The 24,457-nt window shown below is 69.6% G+C and carries 25 protein-coding genes; 11 read left to right on the top strand and 14 right to left on the bottom strand.

The features are described 5' to 3' along the window. Nucleotides 1-67: 67 nt before the first annotated feature. Nucleotides 68-520, bottom strand: coding sequence for a hypothetical protein (locus WME89_RS05185; protein WP_438008144.1), 453 nt, complete (start codon nt 518-520; stop codon nt 68-70). Between the two features lie 265 nt (nt 521-785). Then, complete coding sequence (locus tag WME89_RS05180) at nt 786-1,118, bottom strand: cupin domain-containing protein (protein ID WP_438008143.1); 333 nt, start codon at nt 1,116-1,118, stop codon at nt 786-788. Nucleotides 1,119-1,187: 69 nt separating this feature from the next. Between WME89_RS05180 and WME89_RS05175 the strand changes: the two genes are divergently transcribed. Next, nucleotides 1,188-2,126, top strand: a complete 939-nt coding sequence (locus tag WME89_RS05175) for a LysR family transcriptional regulator (RefSeq protein ID WP_438008142.1) — start codon at nt 1,188-1,190, stop codon at nt 2,124-2,126. A gap of 27 nt (nt 2,127-2,153) precedes the next feature. Here WME89_RS05175 and WME89_RS05170 read toward each other — a convergent pair whose 3' ends face one another. Next, entirely contained in the window at nt 2,154-2,996 is an 843-nt protein-coding gene (locus WME89_RS05170) for a DUF6597 domain-containing transcriptional factor (protein ID WP_438008141.1), read from the bottom strand. A 72-nt stretch (nt 2,997-3,068) separates the two neighbouring features. Between WME89_RS05170 and WME89_RS05165 the strand changes: the two genes are divergently transcribed. After that, nucleotides 3,069-3,743, top strand: a complete 675-nt coding sequence (locus WME89_RS05165; protein ID WP_438008140.1) for a glutathione S-transferase family protein — start codon at nt 3,069-3,071, stop codon at nt 3,741-3,743. Between the two features lie 303 nt (nt 3,744-4,046). Next, nucleotides 4,047-5,042, top strand: coding sequence for an alpha/beta hydrolase family esterase (locus WME89_RS05160; protein ID WP_438008139.1), 996 nt, complete (start codon nt 4,047-4,049; stop codon nt 5,040-5,042). Between the two features lie 160 nt (nt 5,043-5,202). On the opposite strand, the gene WME89_RS05155 is transcribed toward WME89_RS05160, so the two are convergent. The 3 genes from WME89_RS05155 to WME89_RS05145 form a co-directional block, all read right to left on the bottom strand. Next, nucleotides 5,203-6,405, bottom strand: a complete 1,203-nt coding sequence (locus tag WME89_RS05155) for a non-reducing end alpha-L-arabinofuranosidase family hydrolase (RefSeq protein ID WP_438008138.1) — start codon at nt 6,403-6,405, stop codon at nt 5,203-5,205. Between the two features lie 647 nt (nt 6,406-7,052). Further along, a complete protein-coding gene (locus WME89_RS05150; protein WP_438008137.1) occupies nt 7,053-7,661 on the bottom strand; it encodes a nuclear transport factor 2 family protein in 609 nt (202 codons plus the stop codon). A 208-nt stretch (nt 7,662-7,869) separates the two neighbouring features. Beyond that, the gene (locus WME89_RS05145; RefSeq protein WP_438008136.1) at nt 7,870-9,015 is read right to left on the bottom strand and encodes a PAS domain-containing protein; all 1,146 of its coding nucleotides are present in this window, start codon (nt 9,013-9,015) and stop codon (nt 7,870-7,872) included. Between the two features lie 187 nt (nt 9,016-9,202). Between WME89_RS05145 and WME89_RS05140 the strand changes: the two genes are divergently transcribed. Together WME89_RS05140 and WME89_RS05135 are read left to right on the top strand one after the other, a co-directional pair. Beyond that, entirely contained in the window at nt 9,203-9,361 is a 159-nt protein-coding gene (locus WME89_RS05140) for a hypothetical protein (RefSeq protein ID WP_438008135.1), read from the top strand. A gap of 91 nt (nt 9,362-9,452) precedes the next feature. Next, complete coding sequence (locus WME89_RS05135) at nt 9,453-10,112, top strand: aspartate/glutamate racemase family protein (protein ID WP_438008134.1); 660 nt, start codon at nt 9,453-9,455, stop codon at nt 10,110-10,112. Between the two features lie 236 nt (nt 10,113-10,348). On the opposite strand, the gene WME89_RS05130 is transcribed toward WME89_RS05135, so the two are convergent. Continuing rightward, on the bottom strand, nt 10,349-10,930 hold the full coding sequence (locus WME89_RS05130) for a DoxX family protein (RefSeq protein WP_438008133.1): 582 nt from the start codon (nt 10,928-10,930) through the stop codon (nt 10,349-10,351). Between the two features lie 139 nt (nt 10,931-11,069). Between WME89_RS05130 and WME89_RS05125 the strand changes: the two genes are divergently transcribed. Further along, complete coding sequence (locus WME89_RS05125; RefSeq protein WP_438008132.1) at nt 11,070-12,038, top strand: LysR family transcriptional regulator; 969 nt, start codon at nt 11,070-11,072, stop codon at nt 12,036-12,038. Between the two features lie 158 nt (nt 12,039-12,196). On the opposite strand, the gene WME89_RS05120 is transcribed toward WME89_RS05125, so the two are convergent. Beyond that, nucleotides 12,197-12,571, bottom strand: a complete 375-nt coding sequence (locus tag WME89_RS05120) for a hypothetical protein (RefSeq protein ID WP_438008131.1) — start codon at nt 12,569-12,571, stop codon at nt 12,197-12,199. A 153-nt stretch (nt 12,572-12,724) separates the two neighbouring features. Between WME89_RS05120 and WME89_RS05115 the strand changes: the two genes are divergently transcribed. Continuing rightward, a complete protein-coding gene (locus tag WME89_RS05115) occupies nt 12,725-13,354 on the top strand; it encodes a DUF1990 family protein (RefSeq protein ID WP_438008130.1) in 630 nt (209 codons plus the stop codon). A 51-nt stretch (nt 13,355-13,405) separates the two neighbouring features. On the opposite strand, the gene WME89_RS05110 is transcribed toward WME89_RS05115, so the two are convergent. From WME89_RS05110 to WME89_RS05095, 4 genes are all read right to left on the bottom strand, one after another. Then, a complete protein-coding gene (locus tag WME89_RS05110; protein WP_438008129.1) occupies nt 13,406-14,704 on the bottom strand; it encodes an aminotransferase class V-fold PLP-dependent enzyme in 1,299 nt (432 codons plus the stop codon). A 354-nt stretch (nt 14,705-15,058) separates the two neighbouring features. Next, entirely contained in the window at nt 15,059-15,466 is a 408-nt protein-coding gene (locus WME89_RS05105; RefSeq protein ID WP_438011891.1) for a bifunctional diaminohydroxyphosphoribosylaminopyrimidine deaminase/5-amino-6-(5-phosphoribosylamino)uracil reductase RibD, read from the bottom strand. 74 nt (nt 15,467-15,540) lie between these two features. Further along, nucleotides 15,541-16,578 carry an aldo/keto reductase gene (locus WME89_RS05100; RefSeq protein WP_438008128.1) on the bottom strand — a complete coding sequence of 346 codons (1,038 nt, stop codon included), beginning with the start codon at nt 16,576-16,578 and terminating at the stop codon, nt 15,541-15,543. 237 nt (nt 16,579-16,815) lie between these two features. Next, nucleotides 16,816-17,049 carry a hypothetical protein gene (locus tag WME89_RS05095; protein ID WP_438008127.1) on the bottom strand — a complete coding sequence of 78 codons (234 nt, stop codon included), beginning with the start codon at nt 17,047-17,049 and terminating at the stop codon, nt 16,816-16,818. Nucleotides 17,050-17,416: 367 nt separating this feature from the next. On the opposite strand from WME89_RS05095, the gene WME89_RS05090 reads away from it, so the two are divergent. The 4 genes from WME89_RS05090 (at nt 17,417) to WME89_RS05075 (ending at nt 23,732) form a co-directional block, all read left to right on the top strand. Continuing rightward, the gene (locus tag WME89_RS05090; RefSeq protein WP_438008126.1) at nt 17,417-18,667 is read left to right on the top strand and encodes a right-handed parallel beta-helix repeat-containing protein; all 1,251 of its coding nucleotides are present in this window, start codon (nt 17,417-17,419) and stop codon (nt 18,665-18,667) included. 690 nt (nt 18,668-19,357) lie between these two features. Beyond that, nucleotides 19,358-20,644, top strand: a complete 1,287-nt coding sequence (locus tag WME89_RS05085; protein ID WP_438008125.1) for a metallophosphoesterase family protein — start codon at nt 19,358-19,360, stop codon at nt 20,642-20,644. Continuing rightward, nucleotides 20,641-21,621, top strand: a complete 981-nt coding sequence (locus WME89_RS05080; RefSeq protein ID WP_438008124.1) for a trypsin-like serine peptidase — start codon at nt 20,641-20,643, stop codon at nt 21,619-21,621. The genes WME89_RS05085 and WME89_RS05080 overlap by 4 nt, the downstream gene beginning before the upstream one ends. Further along, complete coding sequence (locus WME89_RS05075) at nt 21,621-23,732, top strand: caspase family protein (RefSeq protein WP_438008123.1); 2,112 nt, start codon at nt 21,621-21,623, stop codon at nt 23,730-23,732. The genes WME89_RS05080 and WME89_RS05075 overlap by 1 nt, the downstream gene beginning before the upstream one ends. A 54-nt stretch (nt 23,733-23,786) precedes the next feature. On the opposite strand, the gene WME89_RS05070 is transcribed toward WME89_RS05075, so the two are convergent. Beyond that, complete coding sequence (locus WME89_RS05070; RefSeq protein ID WP_438008122.1) at nt 23,787-23,933, bottom strand: DUF6958 family protein; 147 nt, start codon at nt 23,931-23,933, stop codon at nt 23,787-23,789. Continuing rightward, nucleotides 23,914-24,456, bottom strand: a complete 543-nt coding sequence (locus tag WME89_RS05065) for a GFA family protein (RefSeq protein ID WP_438011890.1) — start codon at nt 24,454-24,456, stop codon at nt 23,914-23,916. The genes WME89_RS05070 and WME89_RS05065 overlap by 20 nt, the downstream gene beginning before the upstream one ends. Nucleotide 24,457: the final 1 nt, after the last annotated feature.

Here is a 24,457-nt window from a genome sequence, read left to right as displayed (position 1 = left end):
GTGCTCGCCCGGGTCCGCCTTCGTTCCCGATCATGACCGTCTGGGCGCTTTCCCGATCGGCGACTCTCTAATCCAGGTGCATGACCATGCTCTTCTGCGCAGCAGCGCCCTCAGGGATCAGAAAAGCATTACTCGTCATGTATATCACATTCATGGCAGACGGTATTACTTCGGGATCCTGCCGCAAGATCCCGCGAACCTCTTCGCATGCCGCCCTGTTATTACTGTTCGTATCGTAATTATGACAAAACACGACCTTAAATCGCCGATAATCCGCTATTTCTGATATGAGACTCAGCTGCTCTCTTATCTGGTCATTCAAATAACTACCACCCAGATGGGCGAACAGCACTCGAACGAGGTTGGCCCGTTCCTCCACGTATCTCACCACCAAGACAGCACAACTCACCAAAGTGCCACTGCTACAGGCTTGCGGGGCATACTCTTCTACCTCAGCATAGTGGACAAACTGATCTTCCGCGATAAGACCAATGAACGCCATGCGATTGCTAAAATACACTTGTTCTCTCCTTCTGGAACACTGTCATTTTAGCATGGATTGCGCGTAGGATGCCGGACCGGGGCGTCACGGATCCGGCGCGGCAGGCGGAGCACCTTGAAAGGAAGGCGCGGCGGTCCGTCCTGATTGCGTATTCCGAGGGACGTGACGGCTCGGTCCGGAGCGACGCGACGGCTCGGTCCGGCGTGACGTACGCGCCACCGCGAGCTTGGCGCCCGACGACGTCGAGCGCGGCGCTGGCGGCCCCGAGCTCCCCGGCGGGAGCTCAGCGCGCGTCGGCGAGGTCGAGGCCCCCCGGCAGGACGACGAAGAAGACGCTCTCCTCCTCCGCGTACCCTTCGTGGCTCTCGCCCGGCGCGGTCCAGAGGTAGTCGCCTGGCAAGAGCACCCGCTCGCCGATCCGGAGCTTCCCCGAGACGAGGTACGTCTCTTCGCCGCCGGGGTGATTGTGGTGCCGCGCGTGCGCGCCCTTGTCCATGCGGACGAGCGCCGTCAGCCCCTGCCCGCCGCCGTGGCGGCGCAGGAAGCTGAACTGGATACCGGGCGCGACGGGCTCCAGAACCTGATGTTGCTTGGGGCAGAAGGTCGTCGTGTTCATGGAGCTACTATGGTCGCCGCCTCGACATGTGAGAAACGCATGTTTCGCATGACTTCATGAGGTAGTTTCATGTACCCGATGCTCGAGATCCGCCACCTCCGCCTCGTCCGCGCGATCGCCGAAGAGGGCGGGCCCACGCGCGCGGCGGCGCGTCTTCACCTGACGCAGTCGGCCGTGAGCCATCAGCTCGCCGAGCTCGAAGGCCGCCTCGGCGTCGCGCTCTTCACGCGCGTCCGGCGCCAGCTCAAGCTCACCCCGGCCGGCGCGCGGCTGCTCGACGCTGCGCGCACGATGCTCGTCGATCTGGCGCGCGTCGAGCGGGATCTACAGTACGCCGGATCGCGCAGGAGCGAGGTCTTCCGCATCACCGTCGAGTGCTTCACCACCTACCACTGGCTCCCGCCGGTGCTCTCGGCGCTCGCGACGGACCATCCGCACGTCGACGTGCGCATCGTGCTCGAGGCGCGGCGCGAGCCGGTCGCCGCGCTCCTCCGCGGCGACCTCGAGCTCGCGATCGTGAGCTCGCCGGTGCGCGATCGCGCGCTCGTGGTCGAGCCGCTCTTCGACGACGAATGGACGGTCATCGTCCCGCCGTCGCACCCGCTCGCCGCGCGTCCGTACGTCACCGCGGTCGAGCTCGGTCAGGAGAAGCTCCTCGCCCACGACGCCCCGCGGAGCGACGTCGAGCGCCTTCGCGAGCTCATCGCCAGCGAGCGCGCGCCCATGCCGCTCGCCGCGCGCGTGCCGCTCACCGACACGCTCGTGGAGCTGGTCAAGGCCGGCCTCGGCGTCGGGCTCGTCTCCCGCTGGGCCGTGGCGCCGGCCATCGCGCGCGGCGAGGTCGTCGCGCGCCGCCTCACCCGCGAAGGCCTCCCGGAGCGGTGGGCGGCCGTCTACCGGCGCGACGCGGCCGCGCGCTTTCCGCTCGCGCGCTTCGTCGAGCTGCTTCGCGCGCCGTCATCCCTCCTCGCCCCCTCACGCGCGCGAAAGCGACGGTCCCGTTCCTGACGCGCGGCCCTCGCGCCCGGGGGATCGTCAACGCTTCACGCCGGGGGCTCCCCCTTTCGACAGCGCTGCCGCGCACCGCTCTGCGTAGGCAGCCGGCGTGAAGCCGACCTGAGCCTTGAAGTCGCGGATCAGGTGCGCCTGATCGTGATACCCGAGCTCCTGCGCGAGCGCCGCCCACGCGACGGGCGCGCCCGAGGCCACGCGCTCCGCGGCCTCCTGCACGCGTGACCGCCGGATGATCCACTTGGGCCCGACGCCGATGTACCGCTCGAACGCGCGGTGCAGCGTGCGCACCGAGACGCCCGCGACCCGGGCGAGCTCCTCGGCGCGGTGGATGTCGCGATCGCCCTGCGCGCGGAGGGCGAGCGCCATGGCCTCGTCGAGCCCGGCGTCCTCCGGGCCCTTGCGCGCGCGCAGGAGCTCCTCGACGGCGCGGATCGCGATGGCGTCGTCCGGCTGGTCGAGCACGGCGCGCTCGAGCGGCTCGGCCACACCGCCGAAGATCTCGACGAGGGGGACGACGCTGTCGACCAGCCGGCGCATGGGGAGCGGCGCGAAGGGGAAGAAGCCGCCCGGCTTGAACTTCGTCGCGACGACGCGCCCCGTCCCCTCGAGCCGGGCGACCTCGCGCCGGGTCCCGATGCCGTGCACCGCCGAGCCCGGCGCCTCGATGGCCAGGTTGACGCAGGGGTGCGGCAGGATCTCCTGCTCGAAAGGCGCCGCGAGCGACCAGCGGACGACCCAGTGCCAGTCGACGAGCCTGGCCAGGTCGGGCGCGGGCGCGTGGCGGCGCAGCTCGAAGCGCTGGAGACCCGCGGCGGGGTTCAGGATGCCGTGGGTAAGGTCCGCCGGGGTGACGCTCGGGCTCATGATCGCGCGTGGCGCTCTTTTACAATACCACGCCTGGCCGTGGCGTTAGCGTCCGTCCCCGGAGGCAGCAACATGGCTGATTCGACCACGACCCCGCGGGGCAACCTCGTCTTGTTCCATTCACCGAACTCGCGCTCGATGGGCACGCGCGTCCTGCTCGAGGAGCTGGGCGCGCCGTACGAGCTGCGCGTCCTCAACATGAAGGCCGGCGAGCAACGGAAGGCCCCTTACCTCGCCGTGAACCCGCTCGGGAAGGTGCCCGCGATTCTGCACGACGGCGCGCTCATCACCGAGCAGGTCGCGATCGTCATCTACCTCGCCGATCTGTTCCCGGAGGCGGGCCTGGCCCCTACCCTCGGGGATCCGCTGCGCGGGCCGTATCTCCGGTGGATCGCGTACTACGGGTCGTGCTTCGAGCCGGCCGTGGTGGATCGGGCGATGAAGCGCGATCCGGCGCCGCCCGGGGTGTCTCCGTACGGAGACTTCGATACGATGTTCGGGGTGGTGGCGGAGGCGCTCCGGAAGGGGCCGTATCTGCTCGGCGACCGGCTCTCCGCGGCCGACGTCCTCTGGGGCGGGGCGCTGGACTGGATGCTGAAGTTCAAGCTCGTGCCCGAGCTGCCGGAGGTCAAGGGCTACGTCGCCCGGGTGTGCGGCCGGCCGGCGTTCGCGCGGATCGCGGCGAAGGACGCAGAGCTCGCCGCGACGCACGAGGCCGCGCTCGCGGCGGGGGCACAGGCGAGCTGACCCTGCTCCACCCCGCTGACGCGGCGCTCCGAAGGAGCCTCGTCAGCCCTGTCCTCTCCCCCGGGTGCGAGGGCACCTGCGAGCCGGCCAATTGGAATTGACGCTCGCCGTGTGATCGTTCACATTGCGCCTGGGGGTATCCTTTTGCCTTGCTCTGGACGGGGCGTCACGCGCTCCGAGACCATCCCCTGAGCTCATCGCGGCGTCGCCACGGGGCGATTGCCGGAAGACCAACCTCGCAATCACCAAAGGGTCCACACCATGCCCAGCCCAGGTGCTCGTTCCGCTTTACCCGCCGTCGCCTTGATGGTTCTCGCTTGCTCGTCCGAGGCAGGCTCGCCCGACACGGGAGCCGGCGGAGGCGGTCAGGTCACGGGCGGCGGCGCCCCCTCCACGGGCGGGACAGACGCTCCTGGGAGCGGCGGGGGTGCCACGACAGGTGGTTCGACCGGGAGCGAATCGTCGACCGGGGGCGGCTCGTCGACCGGGAGCGCGTCGTCGACCGGGGGCGGCGGCACGGGGACCGGCGGCGCTGAACCGCCCGTGGGCAACCCGAGCCCGGGCTGTGGCAAGGCGGGGCGGCCCGCAAACGGAAAGGTGACGGTCGACAACGATCACATCTACACGTTCCCGGAAAGCTACGACGGCAGCACCCCTCTCCCCCTCTTGATGGGCTTCCACGCCTGCGGCAACCCGATCGACCAGTTCATCAACCTCACGCGGGGGTCGGCGTTCGAGACAGAGTACGTGCGCGCCGTGGGGAGGTCGTCGGACGCGGGTGGCTGCTGGAACTACAACAACGACATCGCCAAGGTCCTTCGGATTCACGAGGACCTCATGGACAACTACTGCATCGACATGGACCGTGTGTTCGCCACCGGCCACAGCTCCGGCGCCCAGATGATCGTGCAGATCTTGACGCACAAGTCCGACGCCGATCAGCTGAACTTCAGGGCGGTCGCCCCCGTCGCCGCCTCCGATTACGGCGCGCTCCAGGTGCCCATGCCCGCGATGTACATCCAGGGCCAGAACGACACCGTTCGCGGCGGGGACGGGGCGAGCACGGTCGCCAGGTTCCGCGCCGCCAACATGTGCCAGACGGAGTCGACGCCGTACTCCGAGGTCATGGGCTGCCAGAGCAGCGGCAAGACGGTGAACCCCGGCTGCATCTCCTACAGCGGCTGTTCGGAGCCGACGATCTGGTGCTCACACGACGATCCCGCGTACAGCAACACGAGCCACGGCGTGCCGTGCTTTGCCATCCAGGCGATGTACGACTTCTTCGCGGACGTGCCGTAAGGCCGCTCCGGGCCCGCTCCCTCGTCGTCTTCCATCACCCAGAGACGCGCGAGCCCGCGGTGACTCTGAGTCGCCGCGGGCTCGCCGGGTGGGCTCCGACCGGGGTGTCGCCGCTCCTGCCCGAGAGGTCCCTTCCGGGAGCTCGAGGAGGGGAGCGGAGCTACTCCTGGAGCGTCAGCAGGCCGAGCTTGTAGGGCAAGCGGCCGTACTCCCCGCCAACGCTGGGATCCCTCCCCTGGTAGAGGAACCGCATGTTGCACGCGCTGATGGTCATTTTCTCGTCGTGCCCGGAGCGGATCAGCTCGCCGTGGCTGATGTCGTCGGACCAGTCCCCGCCCTCGTAGGTCACGTTCGCGGGGCCGGCGAAGGGGTTGTTCTTGGTGTCGGCCAGGGGAGCCCAGGGGCCATCGAGGCTCTCGGAGGTCCACGACCTGAAGAAGCGAGGGCTGTTGTCGAACGCCTCCACCAGGAGCAGGTACTTGTTCGAGCCATCCACCTTGTAGACGTTGCTGGCCTCGAACAGGAGCCCCTGGCTGGGAGCCGTCATGACGACCTCGTAGCCATCGAAGTTCGGGAAGTCTTCGATGCTGACCTTCGAGCGGTAGAGCTTGCCGTCGTCCCGCGAGAAGAAGAGGTAGCAATTGTCGTCGTCGCAGATGTTCCAGAAGTCCAGCGCGCCGAGGGTGCTCCCCATGGCACCTGGCTCGCCTCGGAGCAGCGGCTGGGGCCGGCTCCAGCCGTTCATGTTGTTGATGTCGTCGTTGGTCGAGTACCTGCCGTTCCACTGGTAGATGAGGTACCACTTGTTGTGCGGCTGGAAATAGAAGACCTGGGGCGCGACGGTGCTGCCGGTCGGCCAGCTCTGCATGTAGTGCTGCTCGGCGGCAGGCGCCTGAGGGAAGTCCGTGAAGTTCAAGTACACCGACTGCCACCCGCCGTTGCCCGACGTGGTGTCGAACACGGTGGCAAAGACGTGGTACTTGTCCTCGAAGAACACGATCGTCGGGTCCTTGACGGAGGCGAAGGTACGGCCAGCAGGCGGCTTGGGGCTGATCACCGGAGGCCCCGACTTCCACTTGAACGTGGTGGGCAGGTCGCAGAACGTCTCGGAGCCGCCTGTGCCGGCACCCCCGGTCCCCGGAGCGCCACCGCTCCCCACCGTCGCGTCGCCCGTGCTCGTCGTGCTCCCCACGCTCGTGCCGGGGGTCGATCCCCCTGTGCCCGCCCCCCCTACGCCCGTCGTGCTGCTGGCGCCCGTCGTACCGCTGGCGCCCGTCGTCGGACTCGCCGAGCCACCCGTCCCGGCAGAGGACTGGTCCCCGTCCACCGGGTCGCTGCCGCAAGCGGCGATCGCCGCGAGCATACAACCGAGGGCAGAGAAGCGAAGGATGGAACGGTACGGAGTCAGAGCTTGGCGGGGCAAATCGAAGTGAGTGATCATGCTAGTCTCCAGAGGGGTGCCCGATCGGGCCAGCGAGCTCCTCAGAGCCCGGCGTCGAGGTTGATGCGTATGAGGACGGAGGCCCTGGTGCACATGAGGTGCCTGCACAGGCCAAAATAGAAGAACTCCTGGAGCACCAATTGTGAGCGTTCACATGACCGGCGTCAATCAAAACCCGCCGCGCGACCCTCCTCGGTCCCGGCCGTTGCGCAGCGGCGGCCGGCGGCGGTACCCGCGTGAGCTACCCTACGAGGGAGAAGGCTTCCTGGGAACGTGGCGGCCGCGACGTCGACCCTGCCGACTGCCGCGGCTGCCGCACGGTGGCTGTGCGGCCGGACACGTCGAGGGAGCTCCGCGATCGCCTGGCGAGGGGGCGCGCGAGCGCAACAAGCCGATCGCGGCGGAGGAGCCCGCCAGCGTGTCCTCCCTCGGGCTGGAGGGTACGCGCGGGCTGATCGATCGTGGCGGATACAATGAATGTGAACGTTCACAACCTATGTGAACGGCATCTTTTTCGCGCTCACCACGGAAGCGGAGGGACGACGCCTGGGCGGCGCGGGCGGCCCGACTCAGGGCTCCGGCGAGTCGATGCGCATGAACGCCGAGGTGCGGAAGGTGCGCTTGCTGAGCTTCCAGCCGGAGGGCGTCCAGACCGCCTCGTTCTCGTACGTGCCGTGCGCCACCTGGACGCTGCTCAGCGGGTCATAGATGTGCGTCGCGATCAGGTACGAGGTGATCTTCGCCCGGTGGCCGCCAGGGAGGATGTCGACACGAACGTTGCTGATCAGGTGCTGCGTGGCGACGTAGCCGGACGCCGCGAACAGCTCGTCGATGAAGTCGGCCCAGGCCTCGGCGCTCGGCACCGAGACGACCGGCGGAGCGTCCGGCGCGGCCCCGGCTTCCCAGATGATGACCGGCGCGTCCGGCGTGAAGCACCTCGAATAGAGCTGCTTGCCCTTCTCCAGATCACCGCGGCCGATCGCGTCGGTCCCGGCCGCATAGCAGTACTCGAGCTGCTCGATCTCGTGCAGCGCCTTGAGCTCCATCACGCCGCTCGGAGGCGTGCCCTCCGCGGGCGTCGCGACGAGGACGGTGACAGCGCCCGCCAGCGCCATGGCGGAGACAACCGGCAGGACACGACGCAGAAAGCTGCTGACACGACCGCTGTTCGTGCTCATGGACCTCACCCCTTTCGCTGGGTGCTCACGAATTGAAAGGAATCAAAGGAACAATATAAATATCCTTTCAAATCGCGTCAAGCGATCTCCGCGGACGGAACCCGAGATCTGTAGCCTGCACCTGTCTGATGGCAGCTGTCGGATGGCGCCTGGCTTGATGTCACCTGTTTGATGACACCTGGCTTGATGGCCCGCGAAGGGCGACCCGTCAGCGCGAGGCGCGCCGCCTCGTCTCGCCGCCCATCCTTCGAATGCAGTGCTCGAGCCCCTGCCGCAGCGTCGAGCGTGTCTCGATCGACGTGAGGTCCACGCCGAGCCCGACGATGGTCTGCGCGATCGCCGGGTGGATCCCCGTGATGATCCCCTCGGCGCCGAGGAGCTTGATGGCTCCGGAGAGGCGCATGAGGTGGTCCGCCGTCTCGGTGTCCATCGCGTCGATCCCGGTGAGATCGAGGATGGCATAGCGCGCCTGCGTCCGGACGACCTCGCGGAGGACCCCATCCATCACGTCGGCGGCGCGCGTGCTGTCGAAGATGCCCACCAGGGGCAGCGTGAGCACGCGGTCCCACACCTGGATGATCGGCGTCGACAGCGAGCGGATGACCTGCTGCTGCCGCTGGATGAGCTCCAGCTTCGCGCGGAGCTCCTGCTCGGTGCGCTTCGCGGCCGTGACGTCGAGGGTGACCCCCGCGACGTGGGTGACCTCGCCGCCCTCGTTCTGGATGGGCAGGTACCAGGCCTCCCAGTGGACGCCTTCCAGCTCGTTCACGAAGTAAGACATCTGGCCCGCGAGCGCCTTGCGCAGCTCTGCCGTGCCCTCCTCCGGGTAGATGTCGAAGATGTTGAGCCCGAGGAACTGCCCCGGCTCGAGCCCGGCGGCCGCGAGCCCCTTTCCGTCATGAAGGACGAAGACCCCTCGATCGTCGATCGCCCACAGACAGATGGGGAGGTGGTCGTTGATCGCCCTGAGGAGCTTGAGCTGTATCTCCTGCTCGACCCGCTCCTCCGCTTCGCGGAGCGACCCATAGACCTCTTCCCGCTCGGGCACCCACCGCGCGGTGCACTGGAAGAACTTGAACGATCCATCCGCGGCCTTCAGCCGCAGATCGAGGACGATGGGCTCCGCCGCGGCGCGTAGGCGCGCCCACGCCTCGTCGAACGAGCGCCGATCGTCAGGGTGAACCAGCGGGGCGAGCCCAGCTCGCGAGGCGGCGTGGAGCTCCGGGCTCATCGCCTGCGTGAGCGCGCGGCTCGTGCGGAGGAGCGTGCCGCCCTCGCTGGCGATGAAGACCAGCTCCATACAGTGCAGCAAGTAGTCGTCGATCGTGCTGGTCGTGCGGTCAGGCTGGGCCATCCAACCCGGCAGAGTACATCGGTCAAGCAGCCAGTGTCGAGGCGTGGAGCGCCTCGCATCCCGAAGATCCCCTCCCGGTCTGCCCGCTCACAATGGCGGCGAATCGTATCGAGCGCTTCCGCCTCGCGCCCACGTGCGCGTCTGTAGGTGACCACGCAAAACATCGCGGATGAGTGCGCGTCTGTAGGTGGTCACGCGAGCCATCGCCGAGGCGATGAACGCGGCCCCCGAGGGCGTCTTCGTCGGCGAATCGGCGTCGACCTGGACGACGCTCTCCCCGGCCGGCGCGGCGGCGGCGGGCGGCGGGGACCCCTCGTGCGATCTGCGCGCTATCCTGGAGAGGTGATGAACTATCCTCGTCGAGTCATCGACGCATCGGGAAGGCGGCCTCCGCGCCGCTGCCCGCAGGATGCGCGTCGTGCAGAGAGAGCTCGGTCATGATGAAGACGCTCACCTTCTTGCATACCTCGCCAGTGCATATCGCCACCTTCGATCGGCTCCTTGCCGAGATGGCCCCGACCATCCCCGCGAAGCACGCGGTGGACGAGAGCCTCCTGAGCGACGCCCGCGCCTCGGGCCTCACCCCCGACGTGGCCCGCCGGGTCGAGCAGGCGATCCTCGGCGCTGTGGCGGGCGGCGCCGCGGTGGTCCTGTGCACCTGCTCGACGATCGGCGGGTGCGCGGAGCGCGCCGGCGAGACCGCCGGACATCCCGTCCTCCGCGTCGATCGCGCGATGGCGGAGCGCGCTGTCGCTGCCGGCGGGCGCATCGTCGTCGCCGCGACGCTGGCGAGCACCATCGCTCCCACCCGCGAGCTCGTGCTCGAGGTGGCCGGTCGGGCCGGGAGGGCGGTCTCGGTGGTCGACGCGCTCTTCGAGGACGCGTGGGTGCATTTCGAGCGCGGCGATCAGGCGGGGTATCTCCAGGCGATCGCGGCGAAGCTGCGCGACGTGGCGCCGTCGGCCGACGCGATCGTCCTCGCGCAGGCATCCATGGCCGACGCCGTGGGCCTGTGCCCCGACGTGCCTGTCCCGGTCTTCAGCAGTCCACGTCCAGGGCTCGAAGCGGCCATCCGAGCGTACCGTTCCGTGGTCTAGCTCCGCCCACCATCCGTCCGGCCAGGGATGGCCGAAGAGAAATCTCAACGCAAAGGCGCAAAGGCGCAAAGGCGCAAAGGCGCAAAGGCGCAAAGGCGCAAAGGCGCAAAACAGATTTCATGCATCCATGAATTCATGCCTTTTTGCTTCGAGGCAGATCCCTGGCAGGATTTCTGACGCGCGGAACCAACCTTCATGCCCTCGAGCGCGGGCCCGCGGCCGCGTGAGCCCGCAGCTCAGCGGACGAGCGCCGCTTTGCCTGTGCGCTCGGCGTCGCGCTCGGCCGACGAACGACGCGCGAAGCGGCGCGCGAGCAGCGCGTCCAGCGAGAGCTGTCCCGGTCCCGCGCCGAGGAGGAGGACCGCAATCGCCGTGAACAGCGATGCGAGCTCCGAAGAGCCGGAGCCGCCGGGACTCCGGCCGCCCGCGCGCACGAACCACGCGGGCAGTCCGCCGAACGGGGCACCGGGCCCCGTGTCGACGCCCTGCACGGTCAAGCGGATGAACGGGTCGCCCATCGGTATGTGAACGATCACGACGCCCACGATCATGGTCGCGGCGATCCCGACAGAGGCGAGCGGCGTGGCCAGGCCCAGGATCCAGGCGATGCCGCCGCCGAACTCGGCGAAGGCGGCGAGCGCCTGGAGCCACCCCGGCACGGGGCCGGGGCCCATCCAGCTCGTGGCGGCCATCATCTTCGGCGCTCCGTGGAGGGCCATGGCGGTGCCGGCCACCAGCCGAACGAAGAGCAGGCCCGCCGCCGTGGAGCGGTCGAGCGCGCGAGGGAGGAGAAAGCTCAGCATCCTGTCCATGTTCATGATCCCTCCGCCGCCGGTACCGGCCGGAATCGGCGCGCCACCGCGGCTCATGGGACATGGATGCGCCCGACCCGGGCGCGTGATAACCAGCCTGCAGCTTGAAGGACCTTTCCGCGTTCGTGAAAGATGCGGGTGCCGGATGGACCGCTTGACCAGCATGGCGGTGTTCACGAAGGTGGTCGCGACCGGGAGCTTCTCGAAGGCCGGGCGCGAGCTCGGGCTCTCCCCCGCGGGCGTGAGCAACCACATCCGCGCGCTCGAGGACTGGCTGGGCGCGCGGCTCATCCACCGCACGACGCGGCGGCTCAGCCTGACCGAGGCGGGCGAGGCCCTCCACGAGCGCTGCGCGCGCATCCTCGAGGAGGTGGAGGGGGCGCAGGCCGCCGCCGGCGCGCTGCAGGAGGCGCCGCGGGGCCGGCTCAAGATCTCCGCGCCCATCACCTTCGGGATGCGCCACCTGGCGCCGGTGATCGCCGACTATCTCCTCGCGTATCCGGGGGTGGCCGTCGATGTCGCGCTGAACGACCGCAAGATCGACCTGCTCGAGGAGGGGTTCGATCTCGCCGTCCGCATCGGCGAGCTCCCGGACTCGAGCCTGGCCGCGCGTCGCCTCGCGACGAGCCGATCCGTGCTCTGCGCGTCCCCAGCCTACGTCGAGCGTCACGGCGCGCCAGGGGAGCCGGCCGAGCTCGAGCGCCATGAATGCCTCGAGTACGCGTACCGCGCGACGCCGGGCCAGTGGCGGTTCAGCGGGCCCGACGGCGAGGAGGTGTCCGTGCGCATCCGAGGGCGGCTGACCTCGACGAACGGCGAGCTGCTGCGCGTCGCCGCGCTCCGCGGGCTGGGCATCAGCGTCGCGCCGACGTTCATCGTGGGTGAGGACCTCGCCGCGGGCCGCCTGGTCCCCCTCATGCCCCGCTATGCTCCGGCGGAGCTCGGCGTTCACGCCGTCTACCCGCAAGGGCGGCACGTCCCGGCGAAGGTCCGGAGCTTCATCGACTTCGTCGTGAGTCGCTTCGGGCACGAGCCCGCGTGGGACGCCTGGGCGCGCGGCGGGGCGGCCCCACCGGCGCAGGCGGCGCGGGCGCGGCAGAAGGAGCGGCGATGACGCCGCGTTCAGCGGCGCGACGGACGCGAGGACAGGGAGGCGCCGCGGGAGCTGCGGTGACCGCACGACGGGCGATCAGCGGGTCTGCTGCGGGACGAGGCGGTCGGCCGTCTGCGCTGAGCCCTCGAGCCCGGCGTCAGCCGGGACCTGGACGCGTATCAGAGCGCCGGCGCGTTCATGAGACGCGCCGCACACCGGCCGTCCTTGCAGAGGCAGCCGCCGCCGCAATCCATCGTCCCTGGCCGGCACTCCTGCGTGCACACCCGCCCCTCCTCGCACGCGGGCGCGCTCGCCTTCGCGACGCAGGCGGCCGGGTGGCATCCGCAGGCGGGCACGCAGTCCGCGTCGCTCTGGCACGGGTCGCTGCCCACGACGATGTCATCGCCCGTCGAGGGGGCTGTCGGCGGCGTGCTTGGCCCCTGTCCCGGAGGCGCGCTCGCTCCGGGGGGCTCGCGCGACGAGCTCCCGCACGCGGCGCCGCAGAGCACGGCGGCCAGGAGGACTCCCGTCGAGCGCTGGAAGATGTGTCTCATGCACGTGCTCTCTCATGAGTCACCTCCAGGTTCAAACGGTTCACGAGGTCGCGCCTGGAAGAGCCAGCGCGCCTGCTGTGCGATGAGGTCCCCGCGGGGGCGCCTCGGGCGATGCGCGGAACATCGCGTCTCGGGCCCGCTATAGTGCCCAGCGTGCTCTCCCGCTCCAGGCCACCGGACGCCGCCATCCGCGCCTTCCTCGCCCGCCAGGCGGGGCGGCCGCTCTCGTACGCGGACGTCGGCTGCACCGGCGCCGGCGGCGGCCCCGCGCGGCCTCCCGCCGGCTTCGACGTCGACCACCACCGCGTCGTGCTCGGCCACGGCGCCGAGCTCTTCGACCGCGCCGTCGAGGCGATGCGGCGCTGGGCGCAGCTCCAGCTCGGCTGGGTCGAGCTCTGCTACCCCGACGCGCCCCTCGATCCCGGCGTCACCGTGGGGATCCTCGTCCACGTGCTCGGGATCCACTGGCTCAACGCGTGCCGGGTCGTCTACACCGTCGACGAGGCGAGCGGCCCTGTTCGCCGGTTCGGCTTCGCCTACGGCACGTTCGAGGAGCACGGCGAGCGCGGCGAGGAGCGCTTCCTCGTCGAGCACGACGCGCCCTCGGGCGAGGTCATCTACGAGATCTTCGCCGTCTCCAGGCCGAACCACATCCTCGCCAGGCTCGGCGCTCCCTACGCGCGCACCGTCCAGCGGCGCTTCGCCCGCGACTCGATGAGCGCCATGCGCCGCGCCGTGGCCTCCTCGCCGCGCGGCGAGCCGGGCCCCGCGCGCTCCCGGTGACCCGGCCCCGCCCTCACGCGAGCGCCCGGCCCTCACGCGAGCGCCCGGCCCTCACGCGAGCGCCCGGACAGCGCGCAGCACCGCCTCCACGTCCGCCTCCGAGCTGAGCAGGCTCGGCGCGACGCGGGCGTAGGAGGTCGCGTAGGGCGAGGTCGACGCGATGATCTTCCGCTCCCGGAGCCTCGTCACGACGGCCGCGGGCGTCAGCCCCGCGACCTCGAAGCAGACGAGCCCCGCGGAGATCGCTTCGTCGAGCGGCGTGTGCAGCGTGACGTGCCCCATCCCCTTGAGCCCTTCCTTGCACTGCCGGTTCAGGGCATGGATGCGCGCCGCGACCCTCGCCTTGCCGATGCGCCGGTGGAACGCGAACGCCGCGGGCAGCGCCCAGCGGTGCTCGAAGGAGTGGAACCCCCCGGGAGACATCATGTTCGCCGTGGTCGGCGGCGCCGGCTGGCCCGCGAGCCAGGCCCCGTATCCCTCCCGGCCGAAGTGCGGAACGCTCGGGCGCAGCAGCGGCCAGAGCTCGGCCCTGCCCCAGAGCACGCCCGTGCCCCGCGGCCCGAAGATCCATTTGTGACAGCCCGCCGAGAAGAAGTCGCAGCCGAGATCGGCCATCGAGACGTCTTCGACCCCGAAGCCGTGCACGCCGTCGACGCAGCACAGGACGCGGTCGCCCGGCGCCCGCCCCTGGTTCGCCCGGGCGACGACCTCCGCGATGGCGCGCACCGGCGTCTTCACCCCCGAGCCCGAGTGAACCCACGTGATCGCCACGACCCGCGTGGCCGGGGTGATCGCCGCCTCGATCGTGCCCGCCATCTCCGTCGCCGTCGCGGCGCTGCTCCGCTCGTACAGCGCGATCTTCCGCACCTTCGCGCCCGTCCGCTCCGCCGCGAGCCGGAGCGACTCGTGCGTGGCGTAATGGTCGTGCGCCGTCGTGAGGACCTCGTCGCCGGCCCGGAGCGGCAAGCCGAGGTACAGCGAGGCGAGCCCCATCGTGGTGCTGTCCGTGAGCGCGATCTCGTCGGCCCTGACGCCCATGTACGCCGCGGCGGCCTCCCGCACCGGCGCCGGGTCCTCGTGGTCGTGCAGCGCGTCCACCGGATTGTCGTCGAGCCCCCTCCGCAGCGCCTCGATCGCCTCGCGCACAGGCCGCGGGTGCGACGCGAGCAGGAAGCTCGCCATGTGGATCCACGCCGGCGACACGTCGAACTCGCCCCGGACGCGCTGCCACTCGTCGGCGGGCGCCCGTGGCCGGTCGCTCGCGGCGATCGCCGGCTCCGAGGCCGCGCAGCCCGCGGCGCCGAGCGCCAGCAGGCCTTCGAGCAGGCTTCGCCTGGGTACTTTCGTCATTCTCGTCTCCTCCCTCGATGCAGGGCGCAGCCGCTCCGGAGCCGCACGCGCGCTCGCCAGGGAGCGCCGCGCCTCCGCGAGCAGGGGAGTCTCCCCTCCCCGCTCCGCGCACGCCGCGGAGTATGCACGGGCGCCGCGGGCAAGGGTAAGCCTTCGAAACGAATGACGTTTTCGTGATGGCGGGCAGCCCGCAACGGTCCGTTGTTTCAGCGCTGTCCCGTCACGCGGCGTGAGCTCGATATTCCTGCATCACCGCAGATCGCCTGTGGGCGGCGCGCATCGCGAGATGCGCTTTTTCACCATCGGAGCCAGGGATGGGCTCCTCCGGTCGCCGCGGCCGTCGCCAGATGGGCTTCAGCGGATGAGGTACCCGCCGAGGAACGCCTCGACGTCCCCGGCGAGCGTCCCTACCTCGACGGGGATGCCGGCGGCGCGCAGCAGCGCGACCCCGCGGCCGAGGTTCCTGGGATCGCTGTCGATCACGGCCACGAACACGGCGCCGACGCGCCGGTGGATCAGCGCCTTGGCGCACGACGGCGTGCGGCCGAAGAACGAGCAGGGCTCCAGCGTCACGAACGCGGCGCAGTCCGAGACATCGCCGGGGAGCGCCGAGAGCGCCATCGCCTCGGCGTGGTGGCAGCCGGGCGCCTGCGTGAACCCCTCCGCGACGATGCTCCCGCCGCGCACCACGACGCAGCCCACGGGCGGGTTGGGGCGGCAGCGCGGCAGCGCCCCGCGCGACACCTCCAGCGCCCTCGCCATGAAGCGCCGCTTCTCGGCCTCGGAGTACGAGAAGCGAGCGCCCCGCGGGATCCGCGCCTCGACGGCCAGCGCGCTCACGGCGCCGGGCTCGGGTACCGGGCGTGGATCTGGTCGATCTCGGCGAGCACGTCCCTGTCGAGCACCACGCCCGCGCTCTTCACGTTCTCCTCGAGCTGCTCGAGCGTCGTCGCCCCGAGGATCGTGCTCGCCACGAACCAGCGGCTCCGCACGAAGGCGAGCGCGAGCGTCGCCGGGGTGAGGCCGCGCTCGCGCGCCAGCTTCACATAGGCCTGCACCGCCTCGTGCACGTTGGGCTTCCGGTAGCGCTGGCCGAACGTCTCGAACCGGGCGAGCCGCGAGCCCGGCGGAGGCCCGCCCGCGTACTTGCCCGTGAGCAGGCCGAAGGCGAGCGGGCTGTACGCGAGGAGCGGCACGTCCTCGCGGCGCGACGCCTCCGCGAGCGCCGCGTCGAACGTGCGGTTGACGAGGCTGTAAGCGTTCTGGATCGACACCGGCTTCGGGAGCCCGAGCTGCTCCGCCACGCGGCTGAACTGCGTCACCCCCCAGGCCGTCTCGTTGCTCAGCCCGATATAACGGACCTTGCCGTCGCGGATCACCTCCGCGAACGCCGCGAGCTGCTCCGGGATCGGCGTGCTCGAGCGCTCGTTCGCCGGGTCGTAGGCGGTCGCGCCGAACTGGGGCACGTACCGGTCGGGCCAGTGGATCTGGTAGAGATCGATGTAATCGGTCCTGAGGCGACGCAGGCTGTCCTCGACCGCGCGCCGGACGTTCGCGCGGTTGACCGCGAGCGAGCCGCCGCGGATCCACGAGAAGGGCCGGCCCGGCCCCGCGATCTTCGTCGCGAGGACCACCTTGTCGCGCGGCCTCTGGCTCAGCCACTCGCCAACGTAGCTCTCCGTGCGCCCCTGCGTCTCGGCGCGGGTCGGCACGGGGTACATCTCGGCGGCGTCGACGAAGTTGATCCCGGCGTCGAACGCGTAGTCGAGCTGCGCTTTCGCTTCCTCGAGCGTGTTCTGCTCGCCGAACGTCATCGTCCCAAGGCAGAGCTCCGAGACCCGGAGCTCGCTGTCACCCAGCTGTCGGTAGTGCATCGCTGTTCCGTCCGTTCCCGCGTCCCGTACCACGGCCCGGCGCGGCCGTCCACCATAACGGATGCAACTTCTCTTATAACAGACGGTCGCTCCGTGGGGCGTGACTGCCCCGATGCGCCGGAAGCACCAGCGCGCCTGGGTGACCTCGGACATCCACGAGCCGCCGTTGCAGCGCGCCACGACCACCGCCCGTGGACGTGGTGGAGGCCGAGGACGAGCGAGCCGCGCCGCTCCGCCTCACCACACGGACCCCAGCTCGAACATCGCGCTCGCGCCGCGCTCCGGCATGTCCGAGGAGATGCGCTCGTCCCTGCCGTGGGTGCCCGCGGCGTCGGCCACCGTGAAGCGGATCGACATGACTTCAGAGCAGGTCATCCCCTTGCGGCGGAATTCATCGCAGTCCCTGAAGCCGACGATGACGCCCAGGCGCGGGCGGATGGTGCCGTCGCGCACGGACTGACGCCCGGCCACGACGTCATGGTCTCCGTTGCGGCGAGATGCGTTTAACCATTGCGAGCGTGCTCAGCCGGGTTTATCATTCTTCCGCTTTCGGTAATCTCTAGAATTTCTCCCGGAAGACCTCCGCACAGAACAGACGTGGACGCCGCTGCCGCGTTCCCGCAGCGGCGTCGATGGCGAGGTCTGCGATCCGCCGTGACCCGATGTCATGGCTGAACGGTCCGGGGTGAAGGGATTTGGGCCCGTGCTGGGCGCTCTTCGAGCGCAACGCCGATGGTGCCCAGCGCGACGCAGGACGTCGGCGCCCGGGGACGTTCACAAGCGCTCGCGCGTTCGTTCGTGACGTTCAACATCCTCCAGAAGGAGCCAGGAGCTGAATATGAACGGCGTTCTACCTCTCTTGACGTTCATCGCAGTCGCTCTGATCCACGGGCCGGCGGCAGCGGCGACATTTTATGTCGACGACACCGGCGACGACGAGAACGATGGCTTGACCCCTGCAACGGCATGGGCGACGCTCCAGCATGCCGTCGACACCATCGGTCCTGGCGATACCGCCCTCGTGCTGGAGGGACTCTACGAGGGGTGTCGTATCGAGAGCTCTGGCGAGGCCGGCCAGCCAAAGACCCTGCGGGCACACCCACCCTGGGGAGCCGTTGTGCTCGAGCCCGGGCCGAACAACCGGCATAACAGCAACATCGAGGTCGAGTCGTTCGACGGCGTCGTCAAGCACTGGGTGATCGACGGCTTCGAGATCGTTGACGGCCCCCGATCCGGCGTCGACGTGCGCGTCACGCGCGACATCACCGTCCAGAAATGCCACGTCTACAACAGCGGTAGAACCGGGATCTTCACGGCGTTCAGCGACGACGTGGTCGTCCAGTACAACGAGTCCGAGCTCAACGGCGAGCACGGAGTTTACATCAGCAACAGCGGCGACTTCCCCGTGGTGCGCGGCAATCTCCTCCACGACAACTTCGCGGCCGGTGTCCACATGAACGGCGACAGGACCATCCAGCCCGGCGACGGGCTCATCAGCTTCGCCACGGTCGAGGCCAATGTCATCTGGGAGAACGGCGTCGGCGGCGCCTCGGCCATCAACTGCGACGGTGTCAGCGACAGCGTCATCCGGGACAACCTGCTCTACGGGAACCACGCGAGCGGGCTCTCTCTCTACGCCATCGACGGCAGCGAAGGCTCCAGCCGCAACGAGGTCTACGACAACATCATCGTGATGGCGGATGACAGCCGCTGGGTGGTCAACATCCCCGAGTCGCCTGAGGGCATCTCCAACCCGAGGTGCAACAAGATCGTGAACAACGTCCTCTACACGCCGCGCCTCGACAGGGGCTCGATCCTGATCTATCCGGGCGGCGCGGAGGACCCTTGCTTCAAGAGCGATTACAACGTGGTCGTGGACCGCTTCAGCAGGGACAACGGCGACACGATCATCAGCCTCGCGAGGTGGCGGCGAGCGACGGGGCAAGATAGGCACTCGCTCCTCGCGCCGTCGGGTATTCTGTTCGTCGATCCTGCGAGCGACGACCGTCGGCTGCACTTCGGCGGCCCGGCGGTGGACCGTGGGCTCTTCCTCGGCGGCGCCGCGCTGGACGATCTGGACGACCTGTGAGGGATTTCTCGGCCGCTCGGCGCGGCGTATGAGGCCGGCGGGCGCGCCGTCGGCCCTCTCCGGCCCACCAGCTTCCGGCAGCCGCTTGCTCGGGTCTCCGCCCTGAAGCTCATCGCGGAGCGCATGGTACCCGAGCTGCGCTCGGGGCGGCGTCTTCGTCGCGCGCTTGCGGGCTGCGGGCGCCCCGTGGAAGATGCGATCGATGGTCCGCGATCTCGGCCTTCGACGAGCGCTCCGGACGCTCGACCGGATCCCGGCGGGGCGCGCGCTCGCCGCAGGGCTCGGTACCGGCGCGGTGCTCGGGTTCGTGTGCCTTCGAGCGCCGAGCGCGGCGGGGATCGCCGGGTTCATGGCGCTCTTCGCTGCGGCGGCGCCGCTCGCGATATCAGCCCGACCAGTCGCGGTGCCGGCGGGGGAGCCCGAAGCCCCCTCCGGCCAGATGCGCCACGACGGCGCGGAGCCCGGCGCGCTGCCGCTTCAGCGCTGGGGCATCCTCCGGAGGCCGCTTGTACCACGACGCGCGCCGGCGGGCGCTCTCTGCGGGCGCCGCCGGCGGTCCTGGCGATGCGCGAGCGCCGACGCGGCTGCCGTCCGGGCAGCCGAGGAGCTGCGCGACCACCTGCTATGGCCTTGCGCGGCGAATGCTTCTGTGATTGCTTCGAAGATCGCGCCCCTTATCGAGGAAAGACAATGGACCAGCAGAAGCCGAACGGCAGGCCGACGGCCATCGTTTCCGCGGACGTCGTCAAGCGCCTGTTCAAGGAGTCGGCCTCACCCGAAAGCACGCCGAGCGCCGTCGACCCGGCCGAAGCGCTGACGGAGGAGCAGCGCCAGGAGCTCCTCGTGAAGCTGAGCGCTGCGCAGGCCCAGATCGAGAGCGCGGATCTCGGTCCAGGCATCATGAGCTCCCCGGATGCCGCGCTCGGAGCGCGACTGCAATCGTGGATCGCCGAGAACGCCGAGGAGCGAGACGCCGAGGAGGCGGCGCTGGCGACGAGAGAGATCCAGTTCGACGGGCGCGATCTGCGCTGGGGCACCAGCCTGCTCAGCTGGCTTGGAAAGGTCACCAAGGAGGACCAGAAGCGCCCCACCGGCGGGCCGGAGGACCTCCCCTCCAGGTGCCGGATCGGCATCGCGGGCGACTGGGGCTCTGGCCTCTACGGGTCGCGTGCGGTCGGCATCCAGCTCGCCGACCGCGGCTACACCTACGCGATTCACCTCGGGGACGTGTACTACGCCGGGACCGAGCGTGAGGTCGCGGCACGCTTCCTGCCGTACTGGCCACACGGGAACGGGGTCATCGGCCGGACGCTCAACTCGAACCACGAGATGTACTCCGGCGGCCACGGCTACTTCAAGAAGGCCCTCCCGGCGCTCGGGCAAGAGTCCAGCTACTTCGCCCTGCGCAACGACGACTGGCTCATCCTCGCGCTCGACACGGGTTACGACGAGCACGACCTCGACGCGCGGCAGGTCGAGTGGATCCGGCAGAACGTCGACGCCGCGGGCGCGCGGCGGGTCATCCTCATGTCGCACCACCAGCCCTTCAGCGAGCTCGAGAAGGGCGGACCGAAGCTCGTCCAGGCGCTCGGGCCGCTGCTCGAAGCGCACAAGGTCTTCGCCTGGTACTGGGGCCACGAGCATTGCGCGTTCATCTACGACGAGCACCCGACGTGGAAGCTCCAGGGACGCTGCATCGGGCACGGCGGCTTCCCTTACTTCAGGTACAAGGGCACCACCGGGCTCAAGCACGTCAGTCAGCAGGGCTCCTCGCACTGGCGCATCTTCAAGCCGAGCGCGAGGTCGCCCGGCGGGCGCATGCTCGACGACCCCAACCCGTACGTCGCGCCCAAGGCCGAGCCGGAGGAGTACGGCGCGCAAGGGTATGCGTCGCTCGTGTTCGACGGGCCGTCGCTCGTCGAGCACCTGCACCGGCCGACGGGCGAGATCATCTACACAAAGCAGCTCACGCCATGAGCGAGCTCGAGGACCTCACCGAGCAGCTCGCGATGTGGCGGCGCGCCGCAGAGCGAGCCCTCCAGGGCAAGCGCGTCCAGGAGGCGATCAACGCTCCGCGCGCCCTCGTGCCGCCAGGCGCAGGCATCGACGATGCGAGCGCGCAGCTGGCGGTGGATCTCCTGCAGGCCGGCGAGCTGCCGAACCCGGCGCAGCTCGCGTCCCTCGCGCAGTGCCTGCGGCTCCTGCGCACGCCGCTCTTCGTCACCCAGGGCGCGATCGTCGATCCGGCCCCGATGCTTCCCGACGCCGAGCCTCGCTGGCGCCCCGGGCAGTGGGGCGCCTTCATGCGGCGCTCCGCCGCGTGGCTGCGCGCCGTCTGCCGGGTCGATCGCGCGGACGGGACCCCCGAGGGCACGGCCTTCCTGGTCGGCCCCGAGCTCGTCATGACGGCAGGGCACGTGGTGATGGATGCCTCGCTCGGCGTGGGGCGCCTGATGCGCGGCCAGGCGACGGTGCGCTTCGGGCAGGAGCGCAATACCCTCGATCCGGAGCCTCCGATCGACGTGGTCTCGGTCATGTTCCTGGACACGCAGCTCGACGTCGCGCTCTTGAAGATCGACAGGACCCCGGACGGCGTCGCCCCGCTCGTCCTCTCCAGCCGCTCGTCGGCGCTCCACGCCGAGGTCGCGGCCGTCGGCTACCCGCGCAAGGATGCGAGCCGCAACCTCGGGATCGGCCTGGCCATCTTCGGCGAGCCGTTCGACGTGAAGCGGGTCGCGCCCGGGGAGATCATCAAGCTCTTTCCAGGCGAGTTCCGCCACGACTGCTGCACGCTGGGGGGCAACTCGGGGTCTCCGATGCTGGACGTGTCGACGGGGAGCGTGCTCGGCGTGCACGTCCGCGGCATGAACGGCTGGTACAACGTGGCCGTGTCGGCTGACAGCCTCGCCAGGCGGCCCGACCTCAGGGACAAGATCGAGCACTGGACGGACTGATGGACAACCCGATGTGGCGCGCGATCATCATCGCGGTCCGGGATTACCCGAACATCGTCGGCCTCTCGAGGTCGTTCAGGAACGCCGACAAGGGCGCGCTCGTGTTCCGCGATTGGGTCACGACGACGGGCGGCGTCCCACCGAAGAACGTCGTCTTCCACCTCGGCGTCGAGGGGGACCAGCCCGCAGGCACGCTGCCGGCGACGCGGGCCGCGATCCGGAAGAGCCTCCTGACCATCGGGAAGGAGTGGAAAGATAAGACCGAGCGGCTCTATTTCTACTACTCGGGTCACGGCTTTTCGTTCAGGGATGGGCCCCAGTCCTCGGTCGATCTCATCACGACCTCCGAGTTTCAGGACCTCGACGACACGGATCCCGCCCTGCGCGTCGACGTGCTCTGCCGGGTGCTGCGCAACCTGGGAGGGAAGGGCCGCCATTTCATGTTCATCGACGCGTGTCGCAACGACGCGGAGCAGCTGATCTCCGGCGGAGATCTGAACATCAACGACCTCAGGCCGTCGGTCACCGGCAAGCCTGATCAGTTCGTCTTGCAGTCGACCACGACCGGCGCCGCCGCGACGAGCGGCGGCCCCGTGGGCAGCCCGTATGCTTCCGCGCTGCTCGACGGGCTGAACGCAGCAGGCAGATCGAAGCTCTGGCAGTATGCCAAGCTCGTCGTCACCTTCAGCTCGCTCGCCGAGTACATGAACGAGCGCCTCCGGCCGCAGGAGGTGGAGCCGACCGGCAAGGGCGACGTCGTGATCCGGGAGGTGAGCCCCGTCCCGGTGTACACCTGCACGGTGACGTTCGCCGGCTACGAGGCGGGAAAGGCCATGAGCCTGCGGATCACCCGGCCGGATGCGGACGAGAGCGCCGGGCGTGAGGTCCAGGTCGTCAGCGATCGGATGCGGGTCGAGCTGAAGACTGGCGTCTACCAGCTCGATCTTCGCTCGGCGGAGTTCACGGCGACCTTCGAGCCTTCCGGGCCCATCGACGTCTTCGAGGACATGGAGGTTCGCGTCGCCCTGCGCCGGTCTGAAGCCGGGCCGCTGGAGCTCGGGACGCCGCTCGACTTCGGAACGCCGGACAGCTTCGAGGAAACGATTCCTCCCTCGATCCCTCCGCCAGAGCTCGGCGTCCTCAGGACGGCGAGCGCTGGGCCTGTCCGCAGAGCGGCGGCCGTGGGCGGCCCGGCCTCCGGTTCCCTTACCGACAGGCTCCGCTGGATACTGCGCGCCCTGGGCGTACCGGTGCACGAGCTGCTCGACGACGGGGAAGGCGTGCCCGCCTTGCTGGCGCTCGCGGTGACGCAGTGGATTTCCCTGGCCAGAGACCCGGCCAGCTCCTTTCGCGGGCTCTTCGTTCCTGAGCTCGAGCGCGACATGCGACCGGGCAGACGGGGCGTGCTGGTGCTCGCCGTGGGCGACGAGCGACCGTCGATATCGCTCGAGCGCGCAGGCGAGCCGCCGCGCTTCGCGGACGCCGAGGAGACGCGCTTCGCGAAGGATGTCTGGGCAGCGGGCCGCGTCTCGACCAAACCGCTGCTCGCGGTGGTCTCGTGGCCAGGGAAGCAGCTCATCGCCGCGGCGCCGCCGCTCCTGCCCGACCACATGACCTTGCTCGTGGTGCAGAGCCGACGGAGGGCGAGCCCGCGCCTGTTCTGCCTCGCCATCCCGGACGGGCCCGGCGCTGAACCAGGAGACGCCACGTCGCGGCTGGAGGAGGTCCTCCGGCTGGCGCGCATCGAGGAGGCGATCGTCGATGGCACCGCGACGTTCGGGGGCAAGTCGCTCGACACGCTGGTGGATGCCGTCGTCGGGCCCGCCGCGTGCCACGCGCTCATCGCTGACGCGCGCCTCGACGAGGCACGGCAGCTCTGCAGCGCGCTCGCAGCGCAGTATCCGCGGGTCCCGGACGTCCTCGGCCTGCGATGCCTCCTCGACGGGCGCCGCCGTCGCCCCTCCACGCCGGCCTACCCCTTCTGGCTGGAGGGCGCGCTGGCGCTGCGCCCGAACGGCGTGTTCGAGGAGCTCGGCATGGTCCTCTCCCTGACCGGCCCCTGGGCGCTGTGGCGAGCGCCGGCGCTGCGCAGCGCACCCCAGCGGCCATGACGCGGTGAGCGCGCCGCCGAGGAGGGCGAGAAGCGGCAGCAGGGCCGCCTTGGCCTACGCCACGGTCAACCCGGGCTGCGTCACCGGCAGCACTCCGAGCAGGGCCTCGCGCATCGCGGTGTACTTGACTCGATCGACGCGCGCGGTTCGTCCGGGCGACAGCACGTTTTCGATTTCAATCTCATCTCGGGACTTCACCATCGAGCGCGCCATTCACGAAGTCGACCCTGGGGACCCGGAACCGCATCGCGATCCAGGCGCCGAGGAGCTTCACGTAGAACATGAAGGGCTGGGTCTTGCCGTTCGGCACGTCTTCCGGCAGCTTCGTGCCCTCCGGCAGGTCTTCTGTCATCGTGCGCATCTCGAGCGGCGGCAGCGTCTCGAGCGGCCACCTGAGGCCGTAGAGGCTGAGCCAGTGGCCATCCGTGAACTCGAGGAAGAAGGGAGTATTGCAGCAAGCGGCGACCACCCGGCGGGTCTTCGACGCAGGCTGAAGACGATGTTCCTTGAGCTGAGCCGCCCCGGCCGTGCAGCGGACTCGATCCTTGCGGTAGAGCACGAAGCGCGTCGCGCCCGATGCTTCGAGGAGCTTCGGAGCGCCGGGGAGAGCCTCGAGCGCTGCGCCGGCGGCTCGGCAGCTGTTGCAGTAGCACTCCACGCTCACGAGGTGCCGTCCCTCGAGCTCGAGGGCGACCTGGCCGCAGGTGCATGTCAATCGCGTCATC

Source organism: Sorangium sp. So ce321 (genome assembly GCF_051530195.1).
Lineage (GTDB): Bacteria > Myxococcota_A > Polyangia > Polyangiales > Polyangiaceae > Sorangium.
This window is presented reverse-complemented; position numbering and strand designations above follow the sequence as displayed.

Coding starts and splice junctions, on each gene's coding strand:
- WME89_RS05180 (WP_438008143.1), bottom strand. CDS start 1,118: ATGAACACGACGACCTTCTGCCCCAAGCAACATCAGGTTCTGGAGCCC.
- WME89_RS05175 (WP_438008142.1), top strand. CDS start 1,188: ATGTACCCGATGCTCGAGATCCGCCACCTCCGCCTCGTCCGCGCGATC.
- WME89_RS05170 (WP_438008141.1), bottom strand. CDS start 2,996: ATGAGCCCGAGCGTCACCCCGGCGGACCTTACCCACGGCATCCTGAAC.
- WME89_RS05165 (WP_438008140.1), top strand. CDS start 3,069: ATGGCTGATTCGACCACGACCCCGCGGGGCAACCTCGTCTTGTTCCAT.
- WME89_RS05155 (WP_438008138.1), bottom strand. CDS start 6,405: ATGCTCGCGGCGATCGCCGCTTGCGGCAGCGACCCGGTGGACGGGGAC.
- WME89_RS05150 (WP_438008137.1), bottom strand. CDS start 7,661: ATGAGCACGAACAGCGGTCGTGTCAGCAGCTTTCTGCGTCGTGTCCTG.
- WME89_RS05145 (WP_438008136.1), bottom strand. CDS start 9,015: ATGGCCCAGCCTGACCGCACGACCAGCACGATCGACGACTACTTGCTG.
- WME89_RS05135 (WP_438008134.1), top strand. CDS start 9,453: ATGATGAAGACGCTCACCTTCTTGCATACCTCGCCAGTGCATATCGCC.
- WME89_RS05130 (WP_438008133.1), bottom strand. CDS start 10,930: ATGAACATGGACAGGATGCTGAGCTTTCTCCTCCCTCGCGCGCTCGAC.
- WME89_RS05125 (WP_438008132.1), top strand. CDS start 11,070: ATGGACCGCTTGACCAGCATGGCGGTGTTCACGAAGGTGGTCGCGACC.
- WME89_RS05120 (WP_438008131.1), bottom strand. CDS start 12,571: ATGAGACACATCTTCCAGCGCTCGACGGGAGTCCTCCTGGCCGCCGTG.
- WME89_RS05110 (WP_438008129.1), bottom strand. CDS start 14,704: ATGACGAAAGTACCCAGGCGAAGCCTGCTCGAAGGCCTGCTGGCGCTC.
- WME89_RS05105 (WP_438011891.1), bottom strand. CDS start 15,466: ATGGCGAGGGCGCTGGAGGTGTCGCGCGGGGCGCTGCCGCGCTGCCGC.
- WME89_RS05100 (WP_438008128.1), bottom strand. CDS start 16,578: ATGCACTACCGACAGCTGGGTGACAGCGAGCTCCGGGTCTCGGAGCTC.
- WME89_RS05090 (WP_438008126.1), top strand. CDS start 17,417: ATGAACGGCGTTCTACCTCTCTTGACGTTCATCGCAGTCGCTCTGATC.
- WME89_RS05085 (WP_438008125.1), top strand. CDS start 19,358: ATGGACCAGCAGAAGCCGAACGGCAGGCCGACGGCCATCGTTTCCGCG.
- WME89_RS05080 (WP_438008124.1), top strand. CDS start 20,641: ATGAGCGAGCTCGAGGACCTCACCGAGCAGCTCGCGATGTGGCGGCGC.
- WME89_RS05075 (WP_438008123.1), top strand. CDS start 21,621: ATGGACAACCCGATGTGGCGCGCGATCATCATCGCGGTCCGGGATTAC.
- WME89_RS05070 (WP_438008122.1), bottom strand. CDS start 23,933: ATGGTGAAGTCCCGAGATGAGATTGAAATCGAAAACGTGCTGTCGCCC.
- WME89_RS05065 (WP_438011890.1), bottom strand. CDS start 24,456: ATGACGCGATTGACATGCACCTGCGGCCAGGTCGCCCTCGAGCTCGAG.